At 71.6% G+C, this 24,026-nt stretch carries 22 protein-coding genes and 5 pseudogenes; 8 read left to right on the top strand and 19 right to left on the bottom strand.

Annotated features, from left to right (window positions below; translation table 11 throughout):
• The 6 genes and pseudogenes from JNW87_RS07645 to JNW87_RS07675 form a co-directional block, all read right to left on the bottom strand.
• Nucleotides 1-963 (bottom strand): glutamate mutase L (locus tag JNW87_RS07645; protein WP_238453384.1); only part of this gene is annotated, 963 nt, incomplete at its 3' end.
• Complete coding sequence (locus tag JNW87_RS07650) at nt 960-1,352, bottom strand: hotdog domain-containing protein (RefSeq protein ID WP_109803243.1); 393 nt, start codon at nt 1,350-1,352, stop codon at nt 960-962. The genes JNW87_RS07650 and JNW87_RS07645, both read right to left, overlap by 4 nt.
• Nucleotides 1,349-2,125 carry an OAM dimerization domain-containing protein gene (locus JNW87_RS07655; protein WP_109803242.1) on the bottom strand — a complete coding sequence of 259 codons (777 nt, stop codon included), beginning with the start codon at nt 2,123-2,125 and terminating at the stop codon, nt 1,349-1,351. The genes JNW87_RS07650 and JNW87_RS07655 overlap by 4 nt, the downstream gene beginning before the upstream one ends.
• Entirely contained in the window at nt 2,122-3,684 is a 1,563-nt protein-coding gene (locus JNW87_RS07660; protein WP_109803241.1) for a lysine 5,6-aminomutase subunit alpha, read from the bottom strand. Before JNW87_RS07660 ends, JNW87_RS07655 begins: the two co-directional genes overlap by 4 nt.
• Nucleotides 3,685-3,730: 46 nt before the next feature.
• Nucleotides 3,731-4,309, bottom strand: a pseudogene (locus JNW87_RS07665) (amidohydrolase family protein); the annotation flags it as partial.
• Between the two features lie 142 nt (nt 4,310-4,451).
• A pseudogene (locus JNW87_RS07675) lies at nt 4,452-5,108 on the bottom strand (glycosyltransferase family 2 protein); the annotation flags it as partial.
• A gap of 149 nt (nt 5,109-5,257) precedes the next feature.
• Between JNW87_RS07675 and JNW87_RS07680 the strand changes: the two are divergent.
• From JNW87_RS07680 to JNW87_RS07715, 7 genes and pseudogenes are all read left to right on the top strand, one after another.
• Nucleotides 5,258-6,681 (top strand): annotated as a pseudogene (locus tag JNW87_RS07680) (hypothetical protein).
• Between the two features lie 103 nt (nt 6,682-6,784).
• Complete coding sequence (locus JNW87_RS07690; protein ID WP_109803301.1) at nt 6,785-7,477, top strand: response regulator transcription factor; 693 nt, start codon at nt 6,785-6,787, stop codon at nt 7,475-7,477.
• The gene (locus JNW87_RS07695) at nt 7,470-8,498 is read left to right on the top strand and encodes a sensor histidine kinase KdpD (RefSeq protein WP_238453385.1); all 1,029 of its coding nucleotides are present in this window, start codon (nt 7,470-7,472) and stop codon (nt 8,496-8,498) included. Before JNW87_RS07690 ends, JNW87_RS07695 begins: the two co-directional genes overlap by 8 nt.
• A gap of 64 nt (nt 8,499-8,562) precedes the next feature.
• Entirely contained in the window at nt 8,563-8,748 is a 186-nt protein-coding gene (locus JNW87_RS07700; RefSeq protein ID WP_109803306.1) for a DNA repair protein, read from the top strand.
• A 63-nt stretch (nt 8,749-8,811) separates the two neighbouring features.
• Nucleotides 8,812-9,066 carry a DUF2191 domain-containing protein gene (locus JNW87_RS07705; protein ID WP_109803300.1) on the top strand — a complete coding sequence of 85 codons (255 nt, stop codon included), beginning with the start codon at nt 8,812-8,814 and terminating at the stop codon, nt 9,064-9,066.
• On the top strand, nt 9,066-9,485 hold the full coding sequence (locus tag JNW87_RS07710; RefSeq protein WP_109803299.1) for a PIN domain nuclease: 420 nt from the start codon (nt 9,066-9,068) through the stop codon (nt 9,483-9,485). The genes JNW87_RS07705 and JNW87_RS07710 overlap by 1 nt, the downstream gene beginning before the upstream one ends.
• A 118-nt stretch (nt 9,486-9,603) precedes the next feature.
• A complete protein-coding gene (locus JNW87_RS07715) occupies nt 9,604-10,122 on the top strand; it encodes a hypothetical protein (RefSeq protein ID WP_109803298.1) in 519 nt (172 codons plus the stop codon).
• Between the two features lie 53 nt (nt 10,123-10,175).
• Here the strand turns inward: JNW87_RS07715 and JNW87_RS07720 are convergent.
• The 9 genes and pseudogenes from JNW87_RS07720 to amcA form a co-directional block, all read right to left on the bottom strand.
• Nucleotides 10,176-10,908: pseudogene (locus JNW87_RS07720) on the bottom strand (Clp protease N-terminal domain-containing protein).
• A 165-nt stretch (nt 10,909-11,073) separates the two neighbouring features.
• Nucleotides 11,074-11,826: a hypothetical protein gene (locus tag JNW87_RS07725; RefSeq protein ID WP_238453386.1), complete on the bottom strand. Its 753-nt coding sequence runs from the start codon at nt 11,824-11,826 to the stop codon at nt 11,074-11,076.
• Nucleotides 11,787-15,227 carry a type VII secretion protein EccCb gene (eccCb, locus tag JNW87_RS07730; RefSeq protein ID WP_309233919.1) on the bottom strand — a complete coding sequence of 1,147 codons (3,441 nt, stop codon included), beginning with the start codon at nt 15,225-15,227 and terminating at the stop codon, nt 11,787-11,789. Before eccCb ends, JNW87_RS07725 begins: the two co-directional genes overlap by 40 nt.
• A gap of 12 nt (nt 15,228-15,239) precedes the next feature.
• Nucleotides 15,240-15,398: a hypothetical protein gene (locus tag JNW87_RS07735; protein ID WP_161557915.1), complete on the bottom strand. Its 159-nt coding sequence runs from the start codon at nt 15,396-15,398 to the stop codon at nt 15,240-15,242.
• Nucleotides 15,399-15,400: 2 nt separating this feature from the next.
• Nucleotides 15,401-15,844, bottom strand: a complete 444-nt coding sequence (locus JNW87_RS07740) for a hypothetical protein (RefSeq protein ID WP_109803295.1) — start codon at nt 15,842-15,844, stop codon at nt 15,401-15,403.
• 92 nt (nt 15,845-15,936) lie between these two features.
• The gene (locus JNW87_RS07745; RefSeq protein ID WP_375373476.1) at nt 15,937-16,125 is read right to left on the bottom strand and encodes an LPXTG cell wall anchor domain-containing protein; all 189 of its coding nucleotides are present in this window, start codon (nt 16,123-16,125) and stop codon (nt 15,937-15,939) included.
• Between the two features lie 722 nt (nt 16,126-16,847).
• Nucleotides 16,848-17,527, bottom strand: a pseudogene (locus tag JNW87_RS40490) (radical SAM protein); the annotation flags it as partial.
• On the bottom strand, nt 17,524-17,841 hold the full coding sequence (locus JNW87_RS07755; RefSeq protein ID WP_109803294.1) for a hypothetical protein: 318 nt from the start codon (nt 17,839-17,841) through the stop codon (nt 17,524-17,526). The gene JNW87_RS07755 and the pseudogene JNW87_RS40490, both read right to left, overlap by 4 nt.
• Nucleotides 17,838-18,005 carry a multiple cyclophane-containing RiPP AmcA gene (gene amcA, locus JNW87_RS07760; RefSeq protein ID WP_201749778.1) on the bottom strand — a complete coding sequence of 56 codons (168 nt, stop codon included), beginning with the start codon at nt 18,003-18,005 and terminating at the stop codon, nt 17,838-17,840. The genes JNW87_RS07755 and amcA overlap by 4 nt, the downstream gene beginning before the upstream one ends.
• A 363-nt stretch (nt 18,006-18,368) precedes the next feature.
• Here amcA and JNW87_RS07765 point away from each other — a divergent pair, with 363 nt between their 5' ends.
• On the top strand, nt 18,369-19,595 hold the full coding sequence (locus JNW87_RS07765) for a helix-turn-helix domain-containing protein (RefSeq protein ID WP_201749777.1): 1,227 nt from the start codon (nt 18,369-18,371) through the stop codon (nt 19,593-19,595).
• 6 nt (nt 19,596-19,601) lie between these two features.
• Here JNW87_RS07765 and JNW87_RS07770 read toward each other — a convergent pair whose 3' ends face one another.
• From JNW87_RS07770 to JNW87_RS07785, 4 genes are all read right to left on the bottom strand, one after another.
• A complete protein-coding gene (locus JNW87_RS07770) occupies nt 19,602-20,282 on the bottom strand; it encodes a YdcF family protein (protein ID WP_201749779.1) in 681 nt (226 codons plus the stop codon).
• A 231-nt stretch (nt 20,283-20,513) separates the two neighbouring features.
• Complete coding sequence (locus JNW87_RS07775) at nt 20,514-20,954, bottom strand: NUDIX domain-containing protein (RefSeq protein WP_109803291.1); 441 nt, start codon at nt 20,952-20,954, stop codon at nt 20,514-20,516.
• Between the two features lie 1,191 nt (nt 20,955-22,145).
• Nucleotides 22,146-22,772 carry a TIGR02391 family protein gene (locus JNW87_RS07780; RefSeq protein WP_201749776.1) on the bottom strand — a complete coding sequence of 209 codons (627 nt, stop codon included), beginning with the start codon at nt 22,770-22,772 and terminating at the stop codon, nt 22,146-22,148.
• Nucleotides 22,773-23,204: 432 nt separating this feature from the next.
• On the bottom strand, nt 23,205-23,897 hold the full coding sequence (locus tag JNW87_RS07785; RefSeq protein WP_146231167.1) for a hypothetical protein: 693 nt from the start codon (nt 23,895-23,897) through the stop codon (nt 23,205-23,207).
• Nucleotides 23,898-24,026 lie beyond the last annotated feature (129 nt).

The raw sequence follows: 24,026 nt of genomic DNA on the forward strand, positions 1-24,026 counted from the left end.
CCGCACCGCCGCCGCGGCGGCCAGGTCGTCCTGCTCGGCCGGGGCGAGGAGACGTTCCTCGGCGGCGGCGCGCACCACGCCCGGGGCGCTCCACCGCATGCCCAGGTCCCCCTCGACGGTGCGGGCCCGCCACAGGCTGCCGGCGACCTCCCGCCCGGGCCCGCTGTCCCGCTCGTCGGGGGTGAGCATCGAGTACACGTCGGTGGTGGCGCCGCCGACGTCGACGACGGCGAGGTCACCGCCGAGGGCGTCGGCGAGGACCTCCACCCCGGTGAGCACCGCGTCGGGGGTGGCGGCCCGCACCAGCCGGGCGAAGCGGGTGCCGCGGGAGAGCCGTTTGCCGCCGATGACGTGGCGCAGGAACACCTCGCGGATCGCCGCCCGCGCCGACGCGGGGGCGAGCACCCCGATGCGGGGCAGCACGTTGTCGGCGACGGTCACCGGCACCTTCGCGGCGGCGAGCAGGGCGCGCAGGTCGTCGCGGACGTCGGCGTTACCGGCGAGCACCACGGGCACCCGCCAGCGGGCCCGGGCCAGCCGGGTGGCGTTGTGGGTGAGCGTGTCGGCGTCGCCGCCGTCGGTGCCGCCGACCAGCAGCACCACGTCGGGGCGGGCGGCCCGCAGCGCGGTCAGGTCGGCCGCGGCGAGCCGACCGGCGGCCACGTGCACCACGTTCGCGCCGGCGGACAGGCCGACCCGCCGGCCGGCCTGCGCGGTGACGAGGGGTTCGTAGCCGATCACCGCGAGGCGCAGCCGCCGCCGGCGACGAGCAGACGTACCAGGGCGCGTCGGCTGCGTCGAGCCGGGCGGTGGCCGCGCCGACGGCAGCGTCCAGGCCGTGCAGCACGTCCGTGCCGACGGTGGTCGCGCCGACGCGGCCGCGACCAGCGCGCCGCCGTCGAGGTCGACCACCGCCGCCTTGGTGTACGTCGACCCGACATCGGCGCAGACGGCGACGTTCACGCCGCCGGGGGTACGACCACCGTGCCGGTCGCGGTGACCGCCACGATCGGCTCCGCGAGGACCTCGGCGGCGGACTCGGACTTGTCCGGCCGGCCCCGGCACACCACCCGCGCGGCGAAGTCGATGGTGCGGCTGCGGGTGCCCACCCGGGTCACCGTCGCGGTCACCTCGAGCACGTCACCGGCCTTCATCGGCGCCCGGAACTGCACGTCGGAGTAGGAGGCGAACAGCCCCTCGTCGCCGTCGGTGCGGATGCACACCTCGGTGGCGACGTCCCCGAACAGCCCCAGCGCGTACGCCCCGTCGACCAGGTGCCCCGCGTAGTGGGCGTGCGAGTACGGCACGTACCGGCGGTGGGTGACGGTCAGACCGACCCGGGAGTCACTCATGCTCTCGCCTTCTTGCTCGTGATCAGCGCGTGGACCAGGTAGCTGGCGACCTCGCCGGGGGTGGTGCCCCGGCCGAAGATCCGGTCCACGCCCAACTCGTCGGTCATCGTCTCGTCGAACCGGGGGCCGCCGACGATCAGCAGCGGCCGCTTCCCGGCCGGCATCGCCTCGCGGAACGCCGCGGACATCTCCCGGGTGTTGTGCAGGTGCGCGTCGCGCTGGGTGACGACCTGCGACACCAGCACCGCGTCGGCCTTCTCGACCCGGGCGGCCTCCACCAGCTCCGGCACGCTGACCTGCGCGCCCAGGTTGGTGACCTTCAACTCCCGGTAGTACTCCAGGCCCTTCTCACCGGCGATGCCCTTGACGTTGAGGATCGCGTCGATGCCCACGGTGTGCGCGTCGGTGCCGATGCACGCCCCCACCACGGACAGCTTGCGCCGCAACTTCTGCTTCACCACCGCGTTGACCTCCTTGGCCGACAGCAGCGGGAAGTCCCGCTCGACCACCTGCACCGCGGCGAGGTCCACCAGGTGGTTCACCCGCCCGTACACCACGAAGAAGGTGAACCCGTCACCGATGGGCTTGGCGTGCACCAGCATCGCCGGGTCGATGCCCATCTTGTTCGCGAGCTGGACCGCCGCGCCCTCGGCCCGCTTGTCGTGCGGCACCGGCAGGGTGAACGACACCTGCACCATGCCGTCGCCGGTGGTGTCCCCGTACGGCCGCACGATCTTCTTCTCGGCGCCCGCGCCGGTCTCGACGACGCTCACGCCTGCTGCCCTTCCAGGATGTCGGTGGCCGGGTTGTAGTAGTCGCCCTCGTGCCTGGCGACCCCGTCGAGGCCCTTGCCCCGGTCCGCGGGCCGCTTCATGATCCCGAAGGTGCCCTCGGCGATGGCCGTGAGCAGCGACTGGTCCCCGATGCGCTCCAGCAGCTCCAGGGCCTCACCGAGCACCCGGTTGGCGCGCTGCTGGATGAACCCGCCGGGCGCGGGCACGAAGTCCTCGTGCAGCCCGCCGGCCGCGCCCAGCACGTAGCGGACGTTCTGCAGGGCGATGTCCCGGTCGGACAGCCACGGCGTCACCACCGCCTCGGTCATCATGCCGACCAGCAGGATGCCCTGCCCGGTCATGGTGCCCACCAGGTTGAAGAACCCGTCGAGCAGGTTGCCGCGGAACACGTCACCGGTCATGTGCTTCGTCGGCGGCATCCACTTCAGCGGCGCGTCGGGGAACAACTCCCGGGCCAGCAGCGCGTGCGCCAGTTCGAGGCGGAACGACTCCGGCACGTCCGGGTTGATCTCGAACGCGTGCCCCAGCCCCAACTGCCAGTCGGCCAACCCCGCCTCGTGCGCGAAGTACTCGTTGAGCAGCTGCGACACCGTCACCGTGTGCGCCTCGTCGACGGCGTCGGCGGTGGTGAGGTAGTTGTCCTCACCGGTGTTGATGATGATCCCCGCCCGGGCGTGCACCTGCCGGGAGAACCGCTGGTCGACGAAGGTGCGGATCGGGTTGATGTCGCGGAACAGGATCCCGTACATCGAGTCGTTGAGCATCATGTCGAGGCGTTCCAGGCCGGCCAGCGTCGCCATCTCCGGCATGCACAGACCCGACGCGTAGTTCGTCAGCCGCACGTACCGGCCCAGCTCCTTCGACGACTCGTCCAGGGCCGCCCGCATCAGCCGGAAGTTCTCCTGCGTGGCGTACGTGCCGGCGAAACCCTCCCGGGTCGCGCCCTCCGGCACGTAGTCCAGCAGCGACTGCCCCGTCGACCGGATCACCGCGATGACGTCCGCGCCGGCGCGGGCCGCGGCCTGCGCCTGCGGGATGTCCTCGTAGATGTCCCCGGTGGCCACGATCAGGTAGATCCACGGCCGCTGCTTCGGGTCCCCGTACCGCTTCACCAGGCGGTCCCGCTCGGCCCGGCGCCGGTCGACCTGCCGGACCCCGGCGGCGACCGCCTTCCGGGCGGCCTTACGCGCCGCGGTGGCCGCCTTCCCGGTGGGCTGCGTGAACCGCACCGACCCGGCGGCGCCCTTCTGCGCCAGCAGCGTCACATCGGTGATGCCCTCCCGCGCCAGGGCGTCGAACACCGCCGCCGCGACGCCGTGCCCCAGGCCGGTGTCGGCGACCACCGCGTCGACCAGGCGGTTCACCCACGGGATGCCGTCGGGGTCGGCGCCGGTCACCCCGGCCAGCCGCAGCACCGCCCGCTCCACCGACACGGTGGTGTGGCTGCGCGCCAGATCCACCACCGGCTGCCCGGCGCGGCGCGCCAACTCCCGCGCCCGCGCCACCAGCGCCGGATCCAGCTCAAGCTTGCCCGTCACGCTGTCGCGCCCCCGTCTGTACCGATGGTTCGCTCGCTCCGCTCGCTCACGAAGACCCTTCCTGATAGATCACGTCACCCCGCAGCACCGTGGCCCGGCACACCGGCAGCGGCGTCGGATCGTCCGCGCCCCGCAGCTCCGGGTCCTCGGCCAGCAGCACCGGCAGTCCCCGGTCCACCCCGGCCGGGGTGGACCACACCGCGAACGTCGCCGGCGCGCCCAGCGCGAGCACACCCTCGTTGTCCAGGTGCACCGCCCGCCACCCGCCGCGGGTGTGCGCGGCGAACGCCGCCCGCGCGCTCATCCGCTGCGCCGGATTGTGGTGCGCCGCGGCGGCCCGCACCGAACCCCACGGGTCCAGCGGCGTCACCGGCGAGTCCGACCCGAACGCCAACGCCACCCCGACCGAGTGCATCGCCCCCATCGGGTTGGACTCCAACGACCGGGAAAGGCCCAGCCGCGACTCGTACATCCGGCCCGCGCCGCCCCACAGCCGGTCGAACGCCGGCTGCATCGACGCCACGATCCCGTACTCCACGAACCCGGCGATCAGGCGGCGACCGCCGCGGCCCGCTCGGCGTCGAGCGGTGGGCAGAGCCGGGTCTTCACCCGGCCCGGCACCGGCGCCTTCGCCATCACCAGCAGCACCGTCACGAGGGGCGTCCTTCGTTCGCGGGCCTCCGCTCCGCTGGACTCCGCGCGCTCACCGGAGCCGCCCTTCGTTCGCGATCGCGGGGCTCCGGCCTCGCGCTCACCGGGGCGACCCCGCTGCGCAGCACCGCCGTCATGTCGCGTACCGCGCGGGCGGTGCCGCGCACCGAACCGGAGACCTTCGACCGGGTGCCGGCCGCCCGCGGCGCGTACGGCACGTCCAGCTCGACGATCCGCCACCCGGCGGCCGCCGCCCGGACCAGCAGCTCCAGCGGGTAGCCGAAGGCGCGGTCCGCGACGCCGAGGTCCAACAGCGCCGCCCGGCGGGCCACCCGGATCGGGCTCAGGTCGTGCACCGGTACGCCCCGGCGGCGCAGCCCGGCCGCGAGGAGCGCGTTGCCGGCGCGGGCGTGCCACGGCCAGGCTGCGCGGGTGACCGGCCGGCGGCGCCCGGCGACCAGGTCGGCCCGCCCCGCCAGCACCGGCCCGGCCAGCCTGGGCAACTCCCCCGGGTCGAACGAGCCGTCCGCGTCCAGCACGCAGACCAGCTCGGTGCGGGCGGCGAGCAGTCCGGTGTGGACGGCGGCGCCGTAGCCGCGCCGGGGTTCGTGCACCACCCGGGCGCCGTGCGCGGCGGCCACCTCAGGCGAGCCGTCGGTGGAGCCGTTGTCCACCACGACGGCGCGGTAGCCGGGCGGCAGTCCGGCGAGCACACCGGGCAGGGCGGCCGCCTCGTCCAGGCACGGCAGCACCACGTCGACCTCTGTCTCCATGCCCGGGACGCTAGGCCGACCCGGCCCCGCTCCGGGACCGCGTCTCGGTTACGGAACCCTTACGCCGCAACGGTTCCTTACGAGTCGCTGACGTCCCCGTCCGGGCGCTTCCGACCGCCGGGCAGGCGGCCGTAGCCTCGGCGGTCACCATGACCCGCCACCTGACCGCCGGCCGCCGCCGGGACCTGACCGTGCTCGCCGTCGAGGCGGCGCTGCTGGCCGCGGCGGTGGCGGTCGGCGCCGTGCTCAACCACCACGACGCCGGGCTGCACGCCGACGCCGCGCCGCTCTACGCCACCTGGCGACCGCACTTCGGCTGGGGCACCCTGCCGGCCGTCCTGCTCGCCGGCGGCGTGGTGGCACGCGGCCCGCACCTCGCCCGTCGACTGCCCTGGCCGTGGCTGCTGGCCGCCGGCTGGCTCGCCACGGTCGCCTGGACGCTGTCGCTGGCCCTGGTGGACGGCTGGCGAGCCGGGCTGACCGAGCGGCTCACCGTGCAGGCGGAGTACCTGCACGAGGTGCCCCGGGTGCGGGACGTGCCCACCATGCTGGCCGGCTTCACCGAGCGGATCCTCGACTTCCGGCCCGACTCCTGGTCCACCCACACCGCTGGGCACCCACCGGGCGCGCTGCTGGTCTTCGTCGGGCTGGACCGGATCGGTCTCGGCGGCGGCACGGCGGCGGCGTTGGCCTGCGTCCTGGTCGGGGCGACGGTCACCGTCTCGGTGCCGCTGACACTGCGGGCGCTCGGCGACGAACCGGCCGCCCGCGCGGTGCTGCCGTTCCTGGTGCTGCTGCCCGGCGCGGTCTGGGTGGGCGCCTCCGCCGACGGGATCTTCGCCGCCGTGGTGGCCGCCGGGCTCGCCCTGCTGGCCCGCCCGGGGCGCTGGGCGCCCGGGGTGGGCGGGCTGCTGCTCGGCGTCGCCCTGCACCTGTCGTACGGGCTGGTGCTGGCCGGGCTGCTGGCGTTGACCGTGCTGGCGCTGCGGTCCGCCGACCGGATCCGCGCGCTGTGCACCGCCGGGCTGGGCGTGGCCGCGGTGACCGCCGTGTTCGTCGGCTACGGCTTCTGGTGGCTCGACGGGTACCACCTGGTCGTGCGGCGCTACTACCAGGGCTGGGCGGCGGACCGCCCGTACGCCTACTGGGTCTGGGCGAACCTGGCCGCGCTGCTGCTCAGCACGGCCCGGCGGCGGGCCCCGCCCTGGCCCGCAGCCTCCGCCCGGCGCTGGCCGCGGCCCGCGCCCGGATCGCCCCGCTCACCCGCGGATCCACCCGGACCACCGCCCCGGCCGACGCCGACGCCCCGATCGACGCCGCCGCCCCGGCCACCGCCCCGACCGACGTCCGTACCGGGCCCGCAGTCTGGCTGTCGCTGGCCGCCGCGCTGACCGTGGCCGCCGCCGACGTGTCCGGGCTCTCCAAGGCCGAGGTGGAACGGATCTGGCTGCCCTTCGCGGTCTGGCTGCTGGTCGCCGTCGCCCGGCTCCCGGCCGGCGACCGGCGCTGGTGGCTGGCCGGGCAGGGGGTCACCGCGCTGGCGGTCAACCACCTGCTCTGGACCGTGTCCTGACCGGCCGCGGAAGCTTCGGGCGGACGGCGGACCGTAAGGACCTCGCAATGGATCGGCTGATCCACCCGCCGATACGCTGGGCACACCAGGGGGAGGTACGCCGGTGGCGCAGCGGGTGCTGGTGGTCGATGACGATCGGACGGTCAGCGACGTGGTCTGCCGGTACCTGGAGCACGCCGGCTACCAGGTCGACCACGTCGGCGACGGGGCCGCCGCGCTGGCCGCCGTGGCGCGGCAACCACCGCACCTGGTCGTGCTCGACCTGATGCTGCCGGTGCTGGACGGGCTGGAGGTCTGCCGCCGGCTGCGGGAGCGGCCGGACGGCGTACCCATCGTGATGCTGACCGCGCGCGGCGACGAGGCCGACCGGATCCTCGGCCTCCAGCTGGGCGCGGACGACTACCTGAGCAAGCCGTTCTCCCCTCGCGAGCTGGTGCTGCGGGTGCGCTCGGTGCTGCGCCGGGCCGGCGGGGAACCGGTCACGCCGCCGGAGGTGCTGACCGACGACGGCCTGGAGGTGCAGACGGGTCCTCGGGTGGCCCGCCTGCACGGCCGGGAGCTGACTCTCACCCTGCGCGAGTTCGACCTGCTGGCCCACCTGATGCGGCATCCGGCGCGGGCGTTCCGCCGGGCGGAGCTGCTGGACCGGGTCTGGGGCTGGAGCTTCGGCGACCAGTCCACCGTCACCGTCCACGTCCGCCGGCTGCGGGAGAAGATCGAGGCCGACCCGGCGAACCCCCGGCGGATCGTCACCGTCTGGGGCGTCGGCTACCGCTACGAGCCGGCCGATGCGTGACCTGGCGCTGATCTTCGGGGCGGCGCTGGCCGCGGCGCTCTGCGTCGGGCTGCTCGGTGCGGTCGCCCTGCGGCTGCTGCGCGGCCGCTCGATCCTGGTGCACGTCGTCGTGCTGCTGGTCATGACCGTGTCCGCGGTGGTGGCCGGGGTGGCGGTGGTCGCCGAGGCGATGTTCCTCTCCCCGCACGACCTGGAGGTGGTGCTGATCACCGTCTCCGCCGCCGCCGCGGTGAGTCTCGCGGTCGGCTGGCTCTTCGGCCGGCGGCTGGCCGCGGCGGCGGTCTGGGCGGACCAGGCGCGGGAGCGGGAGCGGCGGATCGAGAAGGGCCGCCGGGACCTGGTCGCCTGGGTCTCGCACGACCTGCGTACGCCGCTGGCCGGGCTGCGCGCGATGGCCGAGGCGCTGGAGGACCGGGTGGTCCGCGACCCGGACACGGTCGACGAGTACCACCGCCGGATCCGGGTGGAGACCGACCGGATGACCCGGCTGGTCGACGACCTGTTCGAGCTGTCCCGGATCAACGCGGGCGCGCTGCGGCTGTCGCTGTCCGCGGTGCCGCTGGGCGATGTGGTCTCCGACGCCCTCGCGAGCACCGCCCCGCTTGCCGCGGCCCGGCGGATCCGGCTGGTCGCCGCCGAGTCGGGCTGGCCGACGGTGACCGCCAGCGAGCCGGAGCTGGCCCGGGCGGTCGGCAACCTGCTGCTGAACGCGGTCCGCTACACGCCGGAGGACGGCACGGTCCGGGTGGACGCCGGCCGGGACGCGGACACCGCCTGGCTGGCGGTGGCGGACACCTGCGGCGGCATCCCCGAGGCGGACCTGCCCCGCCTCTTCGACGTGGCGTTCCGGGGGGAGCCGGCGCGGACCCCGCGCCCGGGCAACGGCGGCGGGGAGGGATCGGGCGGGCTGGGGCTGGCGATCGTGCGCGGGCTGATTGAGGCGCACGGCGGGCGGGTAGACGTCCAGAACATCGCCGATGGCTGCCGGTTCGTGGTCCGGTTGCCGGCCGCGGGAACCTGACGCATCGATCGAGCGTCATATCTATTTCCATACATGTACAACTTTCTCTGGGACGGTAATGGTCATGCCGAATCAGCCGAATGACCGGTACCAGCAGGACACCGAGCGGAGCTGGCGGGCGGCCGAGGCCGCCGGGCGGTTCCCGGCGCAGCCGCCGTACCGGGAGGTTCGGAGGGACGCCACACTCTCCTGGGCCGAGCTGAACGCACTGCCGCCCGCCGCCACCCGGCGCGGCCTCAGCGCCCGCTGACGCACCAGATCGCCGCAACTTGTGGTGCTATCGGGCCTCAACCGGTGGTCTGGGGTCAGGGGCATGACGCGCATCACCGTGGACGTCAACGACGAGTGGCTCGACGCCGCCCGTGAGGTGCTGGGCACCGACACCACGGTGGCGACCATCAACGCCGCCCTCCACGCCATCGCCGTGCGCCGTCAGGCCAAGGAGATCGTGGCGGCCTTCGACCAGGTGGAGACGGACTTCGGCGAGTCGGCCGAGGCCTGGCGGTACGGCGGCGGACGGGACCTGAGCCGGCTGGCGGAGAACGCCCGGGACGCAGACGCGGCGTGATGGCCGGTCAGGTCTATCTGGCGGACACCTCGGTCTACGTCCTCCAGGGCCGCCATCCCGCCGTTCGACGCCGGTTCGAGACGCTGCTGGCCGAGGGGCGCCTGGCCGCCAGCCAGATCGCCTCGCTCGAATATCTGAACAACGCGCCCCACCCGAAGGGTTACGAGATCCTCTGGCAGGCACTGCACGGGCACCGGTGGATGGATGTGACGGCTGCCGCGATGGACCGGGCGCTGGCCGTCCACCGGATGCTCGCGGCGGACAGTCAGCACCGCAACTTTCGCCTGCCAGATCTGATCATCGCGGCGACCGCTGAAACGCACGGCGCGACGGTGCTGCACTACGACGCGGACTACGACCGCATCGCGGCGCTCACCGGCCAGCCCACCGAGTGGGTGGTACGCCGGGGCAGTCTGTAACGAGGTACGCGGAGGAAATCGGCGACACACCCGGGCGCTCCAGCCGGACCGTTCGCACAGGTGTCGGGTAGCGTCTCCTGGTCCGAAAACTCGGCCTACGACAGGAGAAGCTCCGCGCATGGGCAAGAAGACGATCCACGTCTCCGACTTCAGCGGCACGGTTCTGCAGGCGGACGACGAGGTGGTCCGCGTCGTCGTGCTGGAGCACCCTGACCTGGTCGCCGGCCCCGTGCAACTGGATGCCACCCCGGTCGAGGTGGAAAGCATCGACGACGCCGCGCTGGACGTGGCGGTGGTGGAGATCCACGACCGCCACGGCGGCGGTGAGCCACGCCGGGTGGTGCTGACCGCCAGCGAGTTCGACGCGATGGCCACCGACGTGCCGATGGCCCGGCTGCTGCGCACGGCCGAGCGGGTGAGGCCGCCGAAGGCCCGCAAGATCGCGGAGAAGGTCGACTACGGCACCATCGAGCACGCCGGCAAGCCGCACCGCGGCCGGGTCCCCGAGGAGGAGGCCCGGCTGGTGCGGGAGCGGCTGGACGAGGTGAACAAGCGCCTCGCCGACGCGGGCATCCGCCAGGTCGACCCGGCCGACCCGGAGCACGCCGCCCGCTACGGCTTCCCCACCGCCGACTGATCCCGCGGCCGTCCGCCCGGGTGCACCCTCGGCGTACCCGGGCGGGCGGAACGTCAGGACTGGCGCCGCCGCGCGATCTCGGCGAGGGCGCCGGTGACGCCCGCCTCCATGTCCGACTTGTTCAGGCCGAGTCCGGTGAGGACGCCGTCACCCGCCTCCTCCTCCAGCAGGGCGAGCAGGATGTGCTCGGTGCCGACGTAGTTGTGGCCGAGTCGCAGCGCCTCCCGGAAGGTCAGCTCCAGCACCTTCTTGGCCCGCGCGTCGTACGGGATCAGGTCGGGGACCTGGTCGGCCGGCGCCGGGAAGGTCGCGGTGACGACCTCCCGCAGCCGCTCCAGCGGTACGCCCCGCGCCACGATCAGCCGGGCGGCGAGCCGTCCGGCTCGGCGAGCAGCCCGAGGGCGACGTGCTCGGGGCGGATCTCCGGGCTGCCGGCGGCCGCGCCTCGTTCTGGGAGGTGACCACCACGTTGCGCGCCCGATCGGTGAAGCGGCCGAAGCCGGCGTTCGGGTCGAGGGCGGCGGCGGTCTCCGCCTTGGCGGCGGAACGCTTCTGGGCGGCCTGCTTGGTGACGCCCATGCTGCGCCCGATCTCGGTCCAGGAGGCGCCGGAGCGGCGGGCCTGGTCGACGAAGTGGCCGATGAGGTGGTCGGCGACGTCGCCGAGGTGGTCGGCGACCAGCACCGCGTCGCTGAGCTGGTCCAGCGCGTCGGTGTGCACCTTCTTGATGGCCTCGATCAGCTCGTCGAGGCGTACCGGGTTGCTGATCTGCACGGGATCCGTCATGCGTCAACCATAGGTTGACGCACCGGGTTCGTCAACCATTGGTTGACGCTGGGATTCGTGACCGGGCACCAGGCTTTCCCGGTACGCGACGAGCGGGAGGACGGCGGGCGGCGGACCGAAGACCCGCTCGACGCCCTGCCCCCGCCGCCCTGAATCCCGGCTCGGTCAGGGCTCCGACCAGGCGGTCTGGACGACCCGGGCGCCATCACGCCGACGGACCAGGGTCCCCCGGCCGGGCGGCATCGGCTGCGGCCGCAACCCGCCCAGGATCGCCCCCTCCTCCCGGTTGCCGGACATCAGCAGGCCCGGCGAGTCCAGCTCGCGCAGGTGTTGCAGGACCGGCTCGTAGAGTGCCCGGGCGGCGCCGCCGACCCGGCGGGCGATGATCAGGTGCAGGCCGATGTCCCGGGCCAGCGGCAGCAGGTCGTTGAGCATGCTCACCGGGTTGCTGCCGCCGCTGGCGACCAGGTCGTAGTCGTCCACCAGGAGGTACAGGTCGGGCCCGTGCCACCAGCTCCGGTCGCGCAGCTGCTGCGGGGTGACGTCCGGGCCGGGCAGCCGTCTCGTCATCGCCTCGCGGATCGAGCCGAGCCCCTCGGCGAGGACCTGGCGGGACGGGGCGTAGTCCAGCAGGTGGTCGCCCTCGACCGCGCCGAGCAGGCCGCGCCGGTAGTCGGCGATGACCAGCCGGGCCTGGGCGGGCGTACGGCGGGCCACGACCTGCCGGGCGATGAGCCGGATCAGGTTGGTCTTGCCGCACTCCGCGTCGCCGAAGACGACGAGGTGCGGTTCTCGGTCCAGGTCGAGGTGGACCGGGGCGAGCGACGACTCGTCCAGCCCGATCGGCAGCCCGGTACCGGACGGGTCGCTCAGCTCGTTCAGCTCGACCACCGACAGCCGGCGCGGCAGCAACCGCACCGGCGGGGCCGGCTGCCCCGGCCACGCCCCCGCGACCCGGTCCGCCAGCTCGGCCGTCGCCTCGGCCAGGTCCTCCCCGCCGCGCGGCCGTCGATCCGGGGCAGGGCGCTCAGGAAGTGCAGCCGGCCCGGGGCCAGCCCACGCCCCGGCGACCGGGGCACGTTCGCCGCCGCCCGCCGGTCGATCTCGGACTCGCTCGGGTCGCCGAGCCGCAGCTCCAACCGGCTGCCCAGCAGGTCCCGCAGGGTCGGCCGGACCTCCAGCCACCGGGCCGCGGTGAGCACCACGTGGACCCCGAAGCCCAGGCCCCGCCGGGCGATGCCGGTGACGACCTCCTCCAGCTCCTCGTACTCCTGCCGCAACGCGTTCCATCCGTCCACCACGAGGAACACGTCGCCGAACGGGTCGTCGGCGAACTCCCCCGCCGCCCGGCGGGCCCGGTACGCCGCCATGGATTCCACGCCGCCCGCGGCGAAGCGGGCCTCCCGGGAGTCGAGGACCGCGCTCACGTCCGCGACCGTACGCCGCACCGCCTCGGCGTCCCGCCGGTTGGCGACGCCGGAGACGTGCGGCAACCGCTCCAGGGACCGCAGCGCGCCGCCACCGAGGTCGAGGCAGAAGAACTGCACCTCCCGCGGCGTGTGCGTCAGCGCCAGGGAGGCCACGAGCGAGCGCAGCACGATGCTCTTACCGGACAGCGGCGCGCCCACCACGCCGACGTTGCCACCGCCCCCGGCCAGTTCCAGGCGCAGCGGTTCGCGGCGCTGCTCCTTGGGCCGGTCGACCAGGCCGACGGTCGCGGTCAGCGAGCCCCGTTCCCCGACGACCCTGAGGCCCCGGACCGGGTCCCGCGTCAGCGGCGGGAGAAGTTCGTCCAGGGTGGGCGGTTCGGCCAGCGGCGGCAGCCAGACCTGGTGGGCCCGGGTGCCCCGGCCGCGCAGCCCCGCCACGACGATGTCGAGCGGACTGCATCCCACCACGTCCGGCGGTACGCCGGCGCCGTCCGCCACCGGCGGCCCGGAGACGTACGCGGCGTGGAAGCGGGTCATCGTGGTGCCCGCCTTCAGGTAGCCGTGGCCGGGCGCGTTCGGCAACTCGTACGCGTCCGGCACGCCGAGCACGGCCCGGCTCTCCATCGCGGAGAAGGTCCGCAGGCCGATCCGGTACGACAGGTGGCTCTCCAGGCCCCGCAGCCGCCCCTCCTCGAGCCGCTGGCTGGCGAGCAGCAGGTGCACCCCGAGGGACCGGCCAACCCGGGCCATCTGGACGAAGACGTCGATGAAATCGGGTCGCGCCGTGAGCAGCTCGGAGAACTCGTCACAGATCACCAGCATCGTGGGCAGCGCAGGCAGCTCGGCCCCGGCCGCCCGGCTCCGCTCGTAATCCCAGCGGCTGGCGTGGTTGCCGGCGGCGCGGAGCACCTCCTGCCGGCGCAGGAGCTCACTGGTCAGCGCGTCCGCCAGCCGGTCGATCAGCGCCAGGTCGTCGGCGAGGTTGGTGATCAGCGCGCTCACGTGCGGCAGCTCGGCCAGCGGACCGAACGTCGCGCCGCCCTTGAAGTCGATCAGCACCAGGTTGAGTTCGTCCGGGGCATGGGCCGCCGCGAGGGCCAGCACGATCGTCCGCAGCAGTTCGCTCTTGCCGGATCCGGTCGCCCCCACCAGCAGGCCGTGCGGGCCCATCCCGTCCTGCGCCGACTCCTTCAGGTCGAGCAGCAGCGGACGCCCCCAGCCGTCCAGACCCACGGGCACCCGCAGGTAGTCCGGCCCGAGCGGGGTACGCCGTCCCTCGAAGTGCCACAGCGCCGCCCGGTCCGGCACACCGAGCACGAGCAGCGTCTCGTCCGGCTGCTCCTCGGCCGGCACCGGCCCGGTGGCAGGCGTGGTGCCCGCCGAGTCCGTCCCCCAGGCCTCGGCGATCACCGACACCATCACCGCGCCGCTGTCCGGCGCAGCGGCTTCGACCTCTGCCTCGCCGTCGGCGTCGCCGGCGGACAGGTCCGGCAACGCGATGCGGAAGGTACGCCGTCCGTGGATGGCCCAGCCGGGCAGGTTGAGCGGCAGGCGGGCCGCCTGGTCCGGGTTGATCAACGATTCGTGCGGCTGCGACAACCGGGTCTCGATCCGGGCCTGCGGCAACTCCCGCAGCTCCTCCGGGATGACCCGCCAGCTGCGCTCCGCGATGACCACGTGGACCCCGTACCCGAGGCCCTTGTTGGCCAGGTCGACCACCCGCGGGGTGAAGTCGGGCAGCAGGTTGGCGAAGTCCTGCCAGCGGTCGACGACCAGGAAGACGTCCGGGCACGGCCCGGCGTCGAGGTCGGCCCGGCGGGCCCGCAGGCTCGCCGGCGACTCCAGCTCGTGGTGGCGGAAGAGCTGCTTGCGGTCGAGGACGTCCTGCTCCAGCCGGTCCAGGAGCTTGCTGACCTCACCCACCTCGTCGTCGCCGCGCACCTCCCGCACGTGCGGCAGCCGCCGCATCGGCCCGAGCCAGTTCCCGCCGGACTCCAGGCAGTTGAACGCCACCTCGTCGGCCGAGTGGGTGAGCGCCAGCCCGCCGATGATGGTGCGTAGCAGGGTGGTCTTGCCGGTGCCGGCGCGGCCGACGACCAGCAGGTGCCCGTCGGAGGAGGCCAGGTCCAGCCAGACCGGCTCCCCGGCAGGCTGGTCGATCCGCTGCGCCTGGCCGACCGGCACCTTGAGCAGGCCGCGCCGCCGCCAGTCCGTGGCGCAGAGCTTCACCTCGCCGGCCGGCTCCAGCGGCCCGAGCAGGTCGCCGAGGCGCGGATCCCGCTGGTTCCGGCGCCGCCGCTGCCGGTGCTGCCCGTCCCGGGACAGCGCGATGTGGATCTCGTCGCTCGCGCTGCCGAACTGGCACGGCGTCTGCGCGGACCGCTTCGGCAGCTCCAAGTGCACGTACCGCCAGAGGTCGTCCGGGGTGATCCGGCCCTGGCCGGTGATGTCCGCGGCGCCGGTGCTCAGCCCCTGGATGATCGTCTCGGTGAAGGCCGACCGCAGCCGGGGCCCCGTGTCGGAGGCCGGACGTCCGTCGTCGGCCCGCTCCACCGAGTTGGTCGCGGTGATGACGTACCGGCCGTACCCGGTCTTCAGCTCGCCGTCGATGGCCAGGTCGTCGGTGGTCTTGAGGCCGTGCCCCTCGAAAGCCCCGCTGTAGCAGCAGTCGAGCAGGATGACCGAGCTGGCCGCGTCCGACTCGTCGAGCAGTTCCCGGACGAAGGAGGCGGAGATCGCGGTCGACGAGAGGTGGTCCACCTCGGTGTTCGCGACCGCCAGGGGCAACCGCCCCCGCTTGCTGGTGCGGACGCCGTGGCCGGAGAAGTAGAGCAGGACGAGGTCCTCCGGGCCGGCCGCCCGGAGCATCGACTCGATCGCCCGCTCGATGGAGCTCTTCGACTAGTTCTCCAGCAGCACGGTCTGGTCGAAGGCGCCGACGTCCGCGTCGGCCAGCAGGCTGAGCAGGTCCCGCGCCTCCTCCCGGGGCGCGTAGAGGTCCGCCAGCGAGTCGTCGATGTACCGGTCGTTGGCGATCAGCAGCGCCCGTCGCTGTCCCACACTCAGCTCCCGGTGGGGGCGCCCCCGCCGGTCCCGCGGGCCGCGGGCAGCGCCGCGCCCGCCGCGGGATCGGTCGTCGCGGGTACGCCCAGCAGCCGGGCCAGCTGGTCGACGAGCTGCGGGTCCACCCGGGTCGACCCGGTGACGACCAGCTCGTTGTCGCCGCTGCGGAGCCGGATCGAGCGCGCCCGGACCCGGTCCGCGTACGCGACCGCGATCCGGGCGAGCGCCTGCATCGTGGTGGCGGAGAAGAGCCCGCCGACGGCCAGCATCCCCAGCTCCCAGGCCTGCGGCGACTTGCCGTGCGAGGTGGCCGGCGACTGCGCGTACCCGATCTGCAAGCCCCGGACCGTGCGCAGGTCGTCGGCGAGCCCGGTGGCGAGCGCCTCGACCCGGTCGGCGGGCAGCGGCACGGACGGCTCGATCAGCAGGGAGAGTTCGGGCACAGCACACCTCCGGCGGCAGACTGTCTACATTCAACACCACCGGCACGAGCGCCCCGGTCCCGTACGGGACCGGGGCACTTCGCGGTGAGGTGCTACGCGACGAACCGGGTCCGGCGTCGGCGGGCCGCCAGGTAGCCGACCCCGCCGAGCATCAGCAGGGCCACCCCGGCACCCGCCACGGCGACGTTGTTCGAGCCGGTCACCGGCAGGCCCCCGCCGTCGCCGCCGCCCGCACCGGGAGCGGCCGGGCTCGCGCTGGGCGCGGTACCCGTCGGGGTCACGCCCGCCGTCGGGGTCACGCCGCCGTCGGGGTCGCGCTGGCCGTCGGGGTCGCGCTGGCCGTCGGGCTCGCGCTCGTCGTCGGGCTGGCGGTGGCCGTGGGGCTCGCGGTCGGCGGCGTGACCAGGCTGGCGTACACGAAGTTGATCGGAATCGGCTTGCTCGGCAGCGGCAGATCCCGAGGTGCCAGCGTCAGCGTGGGGCCGCCGCCGCGCACCGGGTCCGTGCCATTCTCGTTCTCCGCGAGCTTCTGCACGCCACCGAGCTCGTCGGCCCACGCCTTGCTGACCCAGCGGAAGACGACGGTGGTGACCTTGTCCGCCCGCGCGTTGGTCTTGGTCACGATGAGGTCCTCGGCCGGCGCCAGGGTCGCCTGGGCCGCAAGCACGTCGTCGAACTCGCACCAGGCGATGTCGAGGTTGCTGTCCACGACGTACCAGCAGTTGTCGTACTTCGTCAGCAGGTCGAGGTCGTCGAACGCCCGCACCTGCACGACGACGCCATTGACCGGCGCGTCGCCCAGGTTCGTCACGCCGAGCGAGGCCGACACGACCTCGCCGGGCTTGACCGGGTACTTGACGTTCCGGCCGGTGGCCGGGTCCTGCTCGGTCACGGCGGCGAGCGTGGCGGTGTCCGGGCCGGCCAGGGCCGGCGCCGGCAGAGCGGCGACACCGGCGGCGAGGACGGCGGCGCCGAGGGCGAGCCGGGCGGAGAGGCGTGCGGTCGAGTCGGCTCCAAGACCGGTACGCGGCTTCCTCCGGCACCGGCGTGCGGGCGGCGCCTTCCTGCTCCTCGATGTTGAAGCCCACCGACTCGCATCCCGGCAGGCCGGAGAAGAACCCGACCAGGTCGTCACCGTGGTCGATGGTTTCGGGTGTGACGACGCAGATCACCGAGTACGGCAAGCCGGCCTCGGCCAATACTCGCGTGCCGCGAATCGTCCGGGCCGTCGTCGCATTCCCGGCCCGGTCGAGCCTGTTCCGGTTGAGCATGCCGGGCCCGTCGATGCTGACGCCGATCTCGAAGTCATAGGCGGCGAACAGATCGCACCACCGCTCGTTGATGAGCGTCGCGTTGGTCTGGATCTTGGCGCACCCTCCCTGCCCGCTGTAGCTCCTCGAAGGGAGCGAGCAGCTCACGGAAGATATCGATCGGTGTGGCGGTGGGCTCGCCGCCGTGCCACACCACGCTCACCGGATGAACGCTGCCCTGCTGCTCGATCGACCGAACGCAGGCCGTCGCAACGGAGACGGACATGAGCTGGCGCGAGCGCCGATCGGGCAGGTAGCAGTAGCTGCAGTCCAGGTTGCAGAAGCTGGTGGGCTGCAGGACCAAGGGGTGGAAGGTCCCGGCGATGGCCGGCCGTCCTGTCGTGGCGACAATTCCGATGTCCCGGACGGTCATGTCTCCTCCGGTGTCTGCTGTTCGGCGGTGGACGGGCGGCGGCGGCAGTGCCGGGCCGGCCAGCCAAGGAATCGGTCGAACAAGTCCCTGACGTCGCCGATGGTGCGCGGGTTGAGTCGGTGCAGGTCGTCGATGGCCTCGTGCAGGCGGCCGGACAGGTAGAGCAGCAGGTTGAGCCGGCTGTCCTGGTAGCTGGTCAACAGGGCGAGCTTGGCCCGTCCACAGGGCCAGGGCTGCCCACAGACCCGGCACAGCCACAGCGGACGCAGCGGCAGATGCTCCGGCGGCACCAGCGCGGACTGCTTGCTGCTCATCGGCCACCGCCATCCCGCACCTGCCGCTCGAAGAGCTGACGCCACACGTGGGTCAGTAATGGCGGATCAGCCCGCGAAGCCTGTGACCACGCCGGATCCTCGGGAATCAACTTCTGTCGCCAGGAACGGTCCGCCAGCGCATGCCGCGAGATGTACACCGTCACGCGAGCCTCCTTGAGCAGGCGGACGGGCGGTGGGCACGCCGGAACACGGACGAGCCCACCGCCACACCCCGGCGGCTGGGAGCAGACCGCCGGTCACCCGCCCACGCAGCCCTCATGGCGGTACGCAAGCGGGGAAGACGCCGAGAGAGATTGCCCCGGGGCTGGCCGAGTCGGCGCTCAGGTCGTCGTTTGCTGTGCCGCGCATCGAGCCCCTCCGCTCCCTGTCAGCTGTGCCAGTCACAGGCATCGACATACGCCGGTGACCTGGGGTGAACTGAACGTAGGGGCGGCCTGGCAGAGGAACCGGGAAAATCCGTACCGGGTCCGACGGTGATCAGCGGGCAGGGTGATGGTGTGCGAGGGATGACGGACGACATGACGATCGGCCAGCGCGTCGCCTTCTACCGGCGCCGGCGAGGGCTCTCCCAAGAGGTGCTGGCCGGGTTGGTCGGCAAGACCCAGGAGTGGTTGCGCAAGGTCGAGACGAACCGCGCCGACCTGGACCGGCTATCCGTCATTCGCGCGATCGCCAAAGCCCTCGACGTGTCCCTTGGGGACTTGATCGGCGCACCCAGCCTGTTCGAGTGGTCCGATGAGTCCGGCCGGGAGACCATCCCCGCTTTACGCGCCGCGCTCCACGACTACCGGCACCTCGCGCCCACGCTTGCCAGCACGGCCGCCGTCGAAGCCCCCGCCCTGCACGAGATCGAGAGCGACGTCGCCGAGATCTGGACTGCCTACCAGCACTCGCGCTACGGCACCCTCGCCCGCCGCCTCCCCTACCTCATCCACGACTGCCTCACCGCCACCGAGGCCTTCTACGGCGACGAGAGCCAGCGCGCACACGCGATGACCGCTTACGCCCACCAGCTCGCCGCGTTGTTCCTGACCAAGCTCGGCGAAGGTGACCTCGCCTGGACCGCCGCCAGCCGAGGACTGGCCGCCGCCAACGCCAGCCACGACCACGTCGTCATCGGCTCACTCAGCCGCTCTGCCGCGCACTCCCTGGTCTCGATAGGCGAATACGCGCAGGCCCGTGGCCTCGCCGCCACCGCGGCGCAGTTCCTCGAACCACGGCTGACCAGGCCCACACCGCAACTCCTATCGGTCTACGGCAGCCTGCACCTCGTCTGCGCACTCGCCGCGGCCCGAGACGACGACCGCGCCTCCGCCGACACTCACATTGCCGAAGCCGACGCCGCAGCCACCCAGCTTGGTGCCGACGGCAACCACGTGTGGACCGCCTTCGGACCCACCAACGTGTCGATCCACAAGACGACCGTGGCCATGGAACTCGGCGACGTGCAGCGCGCCATCGCCATCGGTGCCCCACTCGACACGGCTGCCCTGCCGGTCGAGCGGCAGGTCCGCCACGCCATCGAGACCGCGCGAGCGCTGGCACGGTGGAACCGCATCGACGAAGCCCTCGGCGCGCTCTTGGATGCGGAGGTCATCGGGCCGGATCAAGTGCGCTACCACCGGCTCTCCCGCGACCTCGTCCGGGACATTCTCACCCGGCCCCGGCCGCCCCGACTGGCCGTCGAACTCAGCGAACGAATGGGCGTCCGGTCGGGAGGACCGCGCTGGTAGCCGTGATCAGATCAGTCGGCTCGTGTAGCCGGCTGCCACCAGGCGCTCGAAGGCAGCCCTTACCTCGTCCGGTATCTCCTGCGGGATCGCGAACCCGCGCTCCGCGTACACCTCGATCCGTTGCGTGTCCCCGACCAGCATGTCCACCACCCGCTGCGGGTCACCGATGCTGCGCACGTAGTCGTCCAGTTCCAGAGGATTCGACGCGCACACCACATCGACTTCCGGCCACATCAGCTTGCAGGTGGCGTACGTGCGGCGCTGCTGGTACGGACGCGACATGACCATGACCGAGCGCACCGTAATCTGCCGCTCGGCAAGGAGCGCACGCGAGTACTCCAGGTTCTCGGCAGTGTTCGTCGCCCGCGGCTCCACGAGAATCGACTCCGCCGGCACACCCTGCTCGATCGCGTACTCGCGGTAGTGCACCGCCTCTCCGCGGGGGAACCGTTCGACCGTCGTCGGCGCGTTCGCGCCGGTGAACACGATCCACGGGAACAGGCCCTCGTGAAACAGACGCGTCGCGATCACCGCGACTCCGAGGTCATGGCTGCCCAGCCCGATCCCCACATCACACAGGCGTAACTCGTGGTGCATGTCGTGGTAGCGCCACAGCGTCTCCACGTCCGCCCGAATTTCGTCCGGGATCAACCCCGCGCGTGCTGCCATGTGCCGGTTCATCAACAGCCCTCGGGCAGGGCCATCGCCGGAGTCTGATTCACGCCCTGTTCCCTCATGGCGTCAGCGTAGGGGCAACAAGGCGGCGGGATGCAGGCTGTAGCCATCGTCGTATCGCCACGTCTTTATCGGCACCCTGGCCGCCGCGCCCGGGACGGCGCCTGCAGCCGGCAAGAAGCCTTCGAAGCCGCCCCGGAGAATTTCAGACTCGGTTCAGGCCATGATCCGGTCAGGCCGCCCCTACACCGAGAGCAGTGCCTCCTCGTTGGCGGTGATGAACTCCTTCAGCGCAGCCGGCTTGAGATCCACGGCGGGCAGCTTGTCGATCGTCACCCGGTCCAGCTGATAGTCGCCACGCGAGGGATCAACGAACTCCTGCCCGGTACGGGCGTGCTCCTGCAGCTGGAGTAAGCGACAGGCGAAGAAGTGCTGGACCGAAACGCCATCGCCAGCGGGAGCGGTGAACAAGAACACCTGGGCGAACCGATCCGCGTCGGCACCAAGCTCCTCGTACAGCTCACGGCGCAACGCCGCCTCCAGGGAGACATCCTCCGACTCCAGACCGCCGCCCGGCGTTGTCCAGTACGGCGCCTGGCCGAGCTTGATCCGCTTGATCAGCACGAGGCGGTCGTCCTCATCGAGGAGAATGGCCCGCACCGACCTGCGCACGATCTGACGCACGACCTGCCCCTATCCGCCCGCGCGACCGACTCACCGACAGCAGTGTGAAGTTACCCGGCCGGCGATAGCGCGCACATGGGTCGCCGTCCGGGCGGACCCGCGTCCAACCGGAGCCAGCCCGGTCCAACGGCTCCAGAGCACCCACCGAGCGACCACCCACCACCGACGTACACGAAAAAGGCCCCGGCCCGGTGTGAACCACCAGGTCAGGGCCTTGCTCGTTGGTGCGCCGCCAGGGACTCGAACCCCGAACCCGCGGATTAAGAGGACACCCGCCGGGCCTAGGCCAACCGTCCTTACCTCGACGGCTGTCCCCTGCTGGGTTCGGCTCGTCGTGCTGTTCTGGCCCCAGGTTGGGGTCACGCAGGGGTCAGACGCAGGTCGCTCGTGACCCGGTTCGGCACGGCCTAACCCGGTTGAGGCATGGAAGTGCTCCGTTAGAGCCGGCACGCTACCGTTCGGGCGTGCCCTCCTCGGCTGTTCTCCGGAATCGGCGGAATGCTGTCGTCGCGTTCCTCAACAAGTTTCACGAGCTTCTAGCCCTGTGTGAGCCCCTTGATGCTTGGCCAAGCACGATGCCCGCCTGGCGGCCACGAGCTGGCCGCGGGGCTGACGTCGCCAAGTTGGCAGGTGAGCTTGAGCTCCTAACTGGATCCGCCGCGAAGGCAATCCAGAGCGTTGGGATGCTCGTTGAATATAAGCCCAGGGGGACCTTCCAGACACGGTCGGTAAACCCGGTCCTGGCTTGGTCAACGCTCCTGAGCGACCCAGTGATCACGGCGGAGTTGATCGATGGCCTCTGTAGACGAGCGATCGGAGTTCTTGAAGGTGAGGCAACTGAACGAGCGGATGAGGAGAAGTCTGTAGTTGGCCGTGTAGTCAGAGCGGTATCTGTGCCTCGTCGAATCCTGAACGCTGCCGCTGGCGCTCCCGCGGACGCTGCTGCCCATAAGTCAGCATTCGTGAGCGGGATCGTCGTAAGCGTGGTCGCCGGCTTGGTCGTCGCCTTCCTCGCGCACTACATGGGATGGGCCTAACCTGGATTGATCCCTCGTTTGTAGGCTCCGTGCGCCCCGTCCGCTCAGATCGGTCTATGTCCGCCACCGCAGGCAACCGTCCGCACGCTGCGGACCACGACTGTCCTCTCCGGGTCAGTTGCTGCAGGTGTTGCTGTCGACCGGCGGGGTCGGGCTACCTTTCGGCCTTCCCTGGGCCATCCAAGTGCTCTGTCACTTCAACGAGATCGCACTCATCCACCCACCGCGCCAAGAGGCTCAGGGCGGCGAGTCGCTCTAAGGCGCTTTGCTCGTCGAGCTCGCCGACGTTGTGCGCCGCAGTGTTGCGGATGGTCATCTGTACGCCGGGAGCGAAGAAGCGCAGTCCGGAATTCATCGTGCTGACATCTCGGTCGGCGAGATCACCGGGCCAGCGCAGCCGTGGCTTGCCCTGCTGGGGTTCTCTTTCGGAGAAGGTCTCCTGCCACAACGGTGTCTCGGCAATGTCGTTACGCCTGGTGCGCGTCTTGACCATCAGCACAACTGCTTCGGCAGATGCAGACACTGCCTCGCGGAAGTGCCCGTCACGCCACAGACGCGCGGCTGCTCCCCAAACTGTCGGGTGCATGGCCTCGGCACCCACACTCGGCGGTCGCTCCGCCTCGGCTTGCATGATCAAGCCGTCTAACCGGCCCAGCGCATAGTCACACATGCCGAGAACATCAGCCGCCTCCAGGAGCGGCTTCGGCCGGGTGATCGTCTCCCAGTTCCTAATCGGGTCTATCACGCCCGCGCCTTGCACAGTGATCGCGATACCGGTCAACGGAACCGCGCTGGCCGCTAGCCCAGCAGCCCGGGACACCTTGGCTCGCCGCCGTGCGATCTCCTCTGGATCCGCGTCATCGCGTGGAAACACTGCTGGCGCGATTCCGCGCGCCACCCCTCCCAGTCCCTCATTCAGTACGTGCAGCTCAAGGAAATGAGCCAGCGCATCACGAAACTCCGCGACCGCTCGCGCAACTGACCTCAGGTACTCAGGGTTCTTTCGGGCCTCCACAACTAGATCATCCCACCCCCTCGCGCTGGGGCAACCGGCAAGGCCCGCCATCCCGATGCTCACCTATGGATGTCAACCTGGCGACTCCTTGACCCCCAGGCAACCATCATGACGCTCCGACCTGCGACGACTGCCAGCTACGCTGGGCCAGACCGTCCGTCGGTGTCCACCTACGTCCAGCCTGGTGCTTCTCGATCGTCACCCAGCTAGCCACCCAGTGGCACGGTGGTTGGTTCGGTAGTCCTGGCGCAAGCCGGTGACCTCGTCGCCTTGCGGGTCATAGATGACCAAGCCATGCTGCCCGGCTAAGTGGCACACGGCGCGCACCTCCTCACTGCCTCGGGGTGAGTGGCTGATACTCACGCTCACGTGGTCAAATTGCGTCGGTACCCAATCCGCCCAACCGAAAACGGCGCCTGTCAGTGCCCAGGATGCCCCCAACGTGAAGGTGAGGGCGATGCTGCGGACGCGATGCCGTCTCGAATGACGAAGTATGGGATCCGCCCGGTAATCGCCAAGTTGCGCAGTGACTAAGACAACAAAGGGAAGCCCCGCAAGCGCAACAAGAATGGCCAGCAATCCCCAGCCACTGCTCTCAACAGGGTTTCTCAGACTCATGTCGAAAAGGCGAGTCATCGCCGGGGCGATATCGAGCACTTCCGCGCGAACGGCCAGAAACACGAGAGCTCCGAGAGTCGGCATGCCTAATGCGCAGGCCAGACCCCACCAGTTACGCTCCCTGACATACACTAGCGTCTTCGCCAGATAGAAAAGGGCGATTCCAAGTAGAACGACTGCCCCCACTGCTGCCGCCGCAGTTCCGACGAGTAAATACAATGCCGCCACGTATGCGATGTAACCGATGATCCCGGCACCGATAAGATATGGCATCCTGCCCCCAGCCCCTGGGCCACCGCTGCTCGTCTTGCTAGCTAGGCTTCAACCGTAATCGCATGGCAATCGATGGCCATCGGCACCATGGCGGAACCTAGCGTCCGATCGTCCGATCCCTGACATGCG

Source organism: Micromonospora sp. ATA51 (assembly GCF_016802855.1).
Lineage (GTDB): Bacteria > Actinomycetota > Actinomycetes > Mycobacteriales > Micromonosporaceae > Micromonospora > Micromonospora sicca.

Coding starts and splice junctions, on each gene's coding strand:
- JNW87_RS07650 (WP_109803243.1), bottom strand. CDS start 1,352: ATGAGTGACTCCCGGGTCGGTCTGACCGTCACCCACCGCCGGTACGTG.
- JNW87_RS07695 (WP_238453385.1), top strand. CDS start 7,470: ATGCGTGACCTGGCGCTGATCTTCGGGGCGGCGCTGGCCGCGGCGCTC.
- JNW87_RS07700 (WP_109803306.1), top strand. CDS start 8,563: ATGCCGAATCAGCCGAATGACCGGTACCAGCAGGACACCGAGCGGAGC.
- JNW87_RS07705 (WP_109803300.1), top strand. CDS start 8,812: ATGACGCGCATCACCGTGGACGTCAACGACGAGTGGCTCGACGCCGCC.
- JNW87_RS07710 (WP_109803299.1), top strand. CDS start 9,066: ATGGCCGGTCAGGTCTATCTGGCGGACACCTCGGTCTACGTCCTCCAG.
- JNW87_RS07715 (WP_109803298.1), top strand. CDS start 9,604: ATGGGCAAGAAGACGATCCACGTCTCCGACTTCAGCGGCACGGTTCTG.
- JNW87_RS07755 (WP_109803294.1), bottom strand. CDS start 17,841: ATGAGCAGCAAGCAGTCCGCGCTGGTGCCGCCGGAGCATCTGCCGCTG.
- JNW87_RS07765 (WP_201749777.1), top strand. CDS start 18,369: ATGACGGACGACATGACGATCGGCCAGCGCGTCGCCTTCTACCGGCGC.
- JNW87_RS07785 (WP_146231167.1), bottom strand. CDS start 23,897: ATGCCATATCTTATCGGTGCCGGGATCATCGGTTACATCGCATACGTG.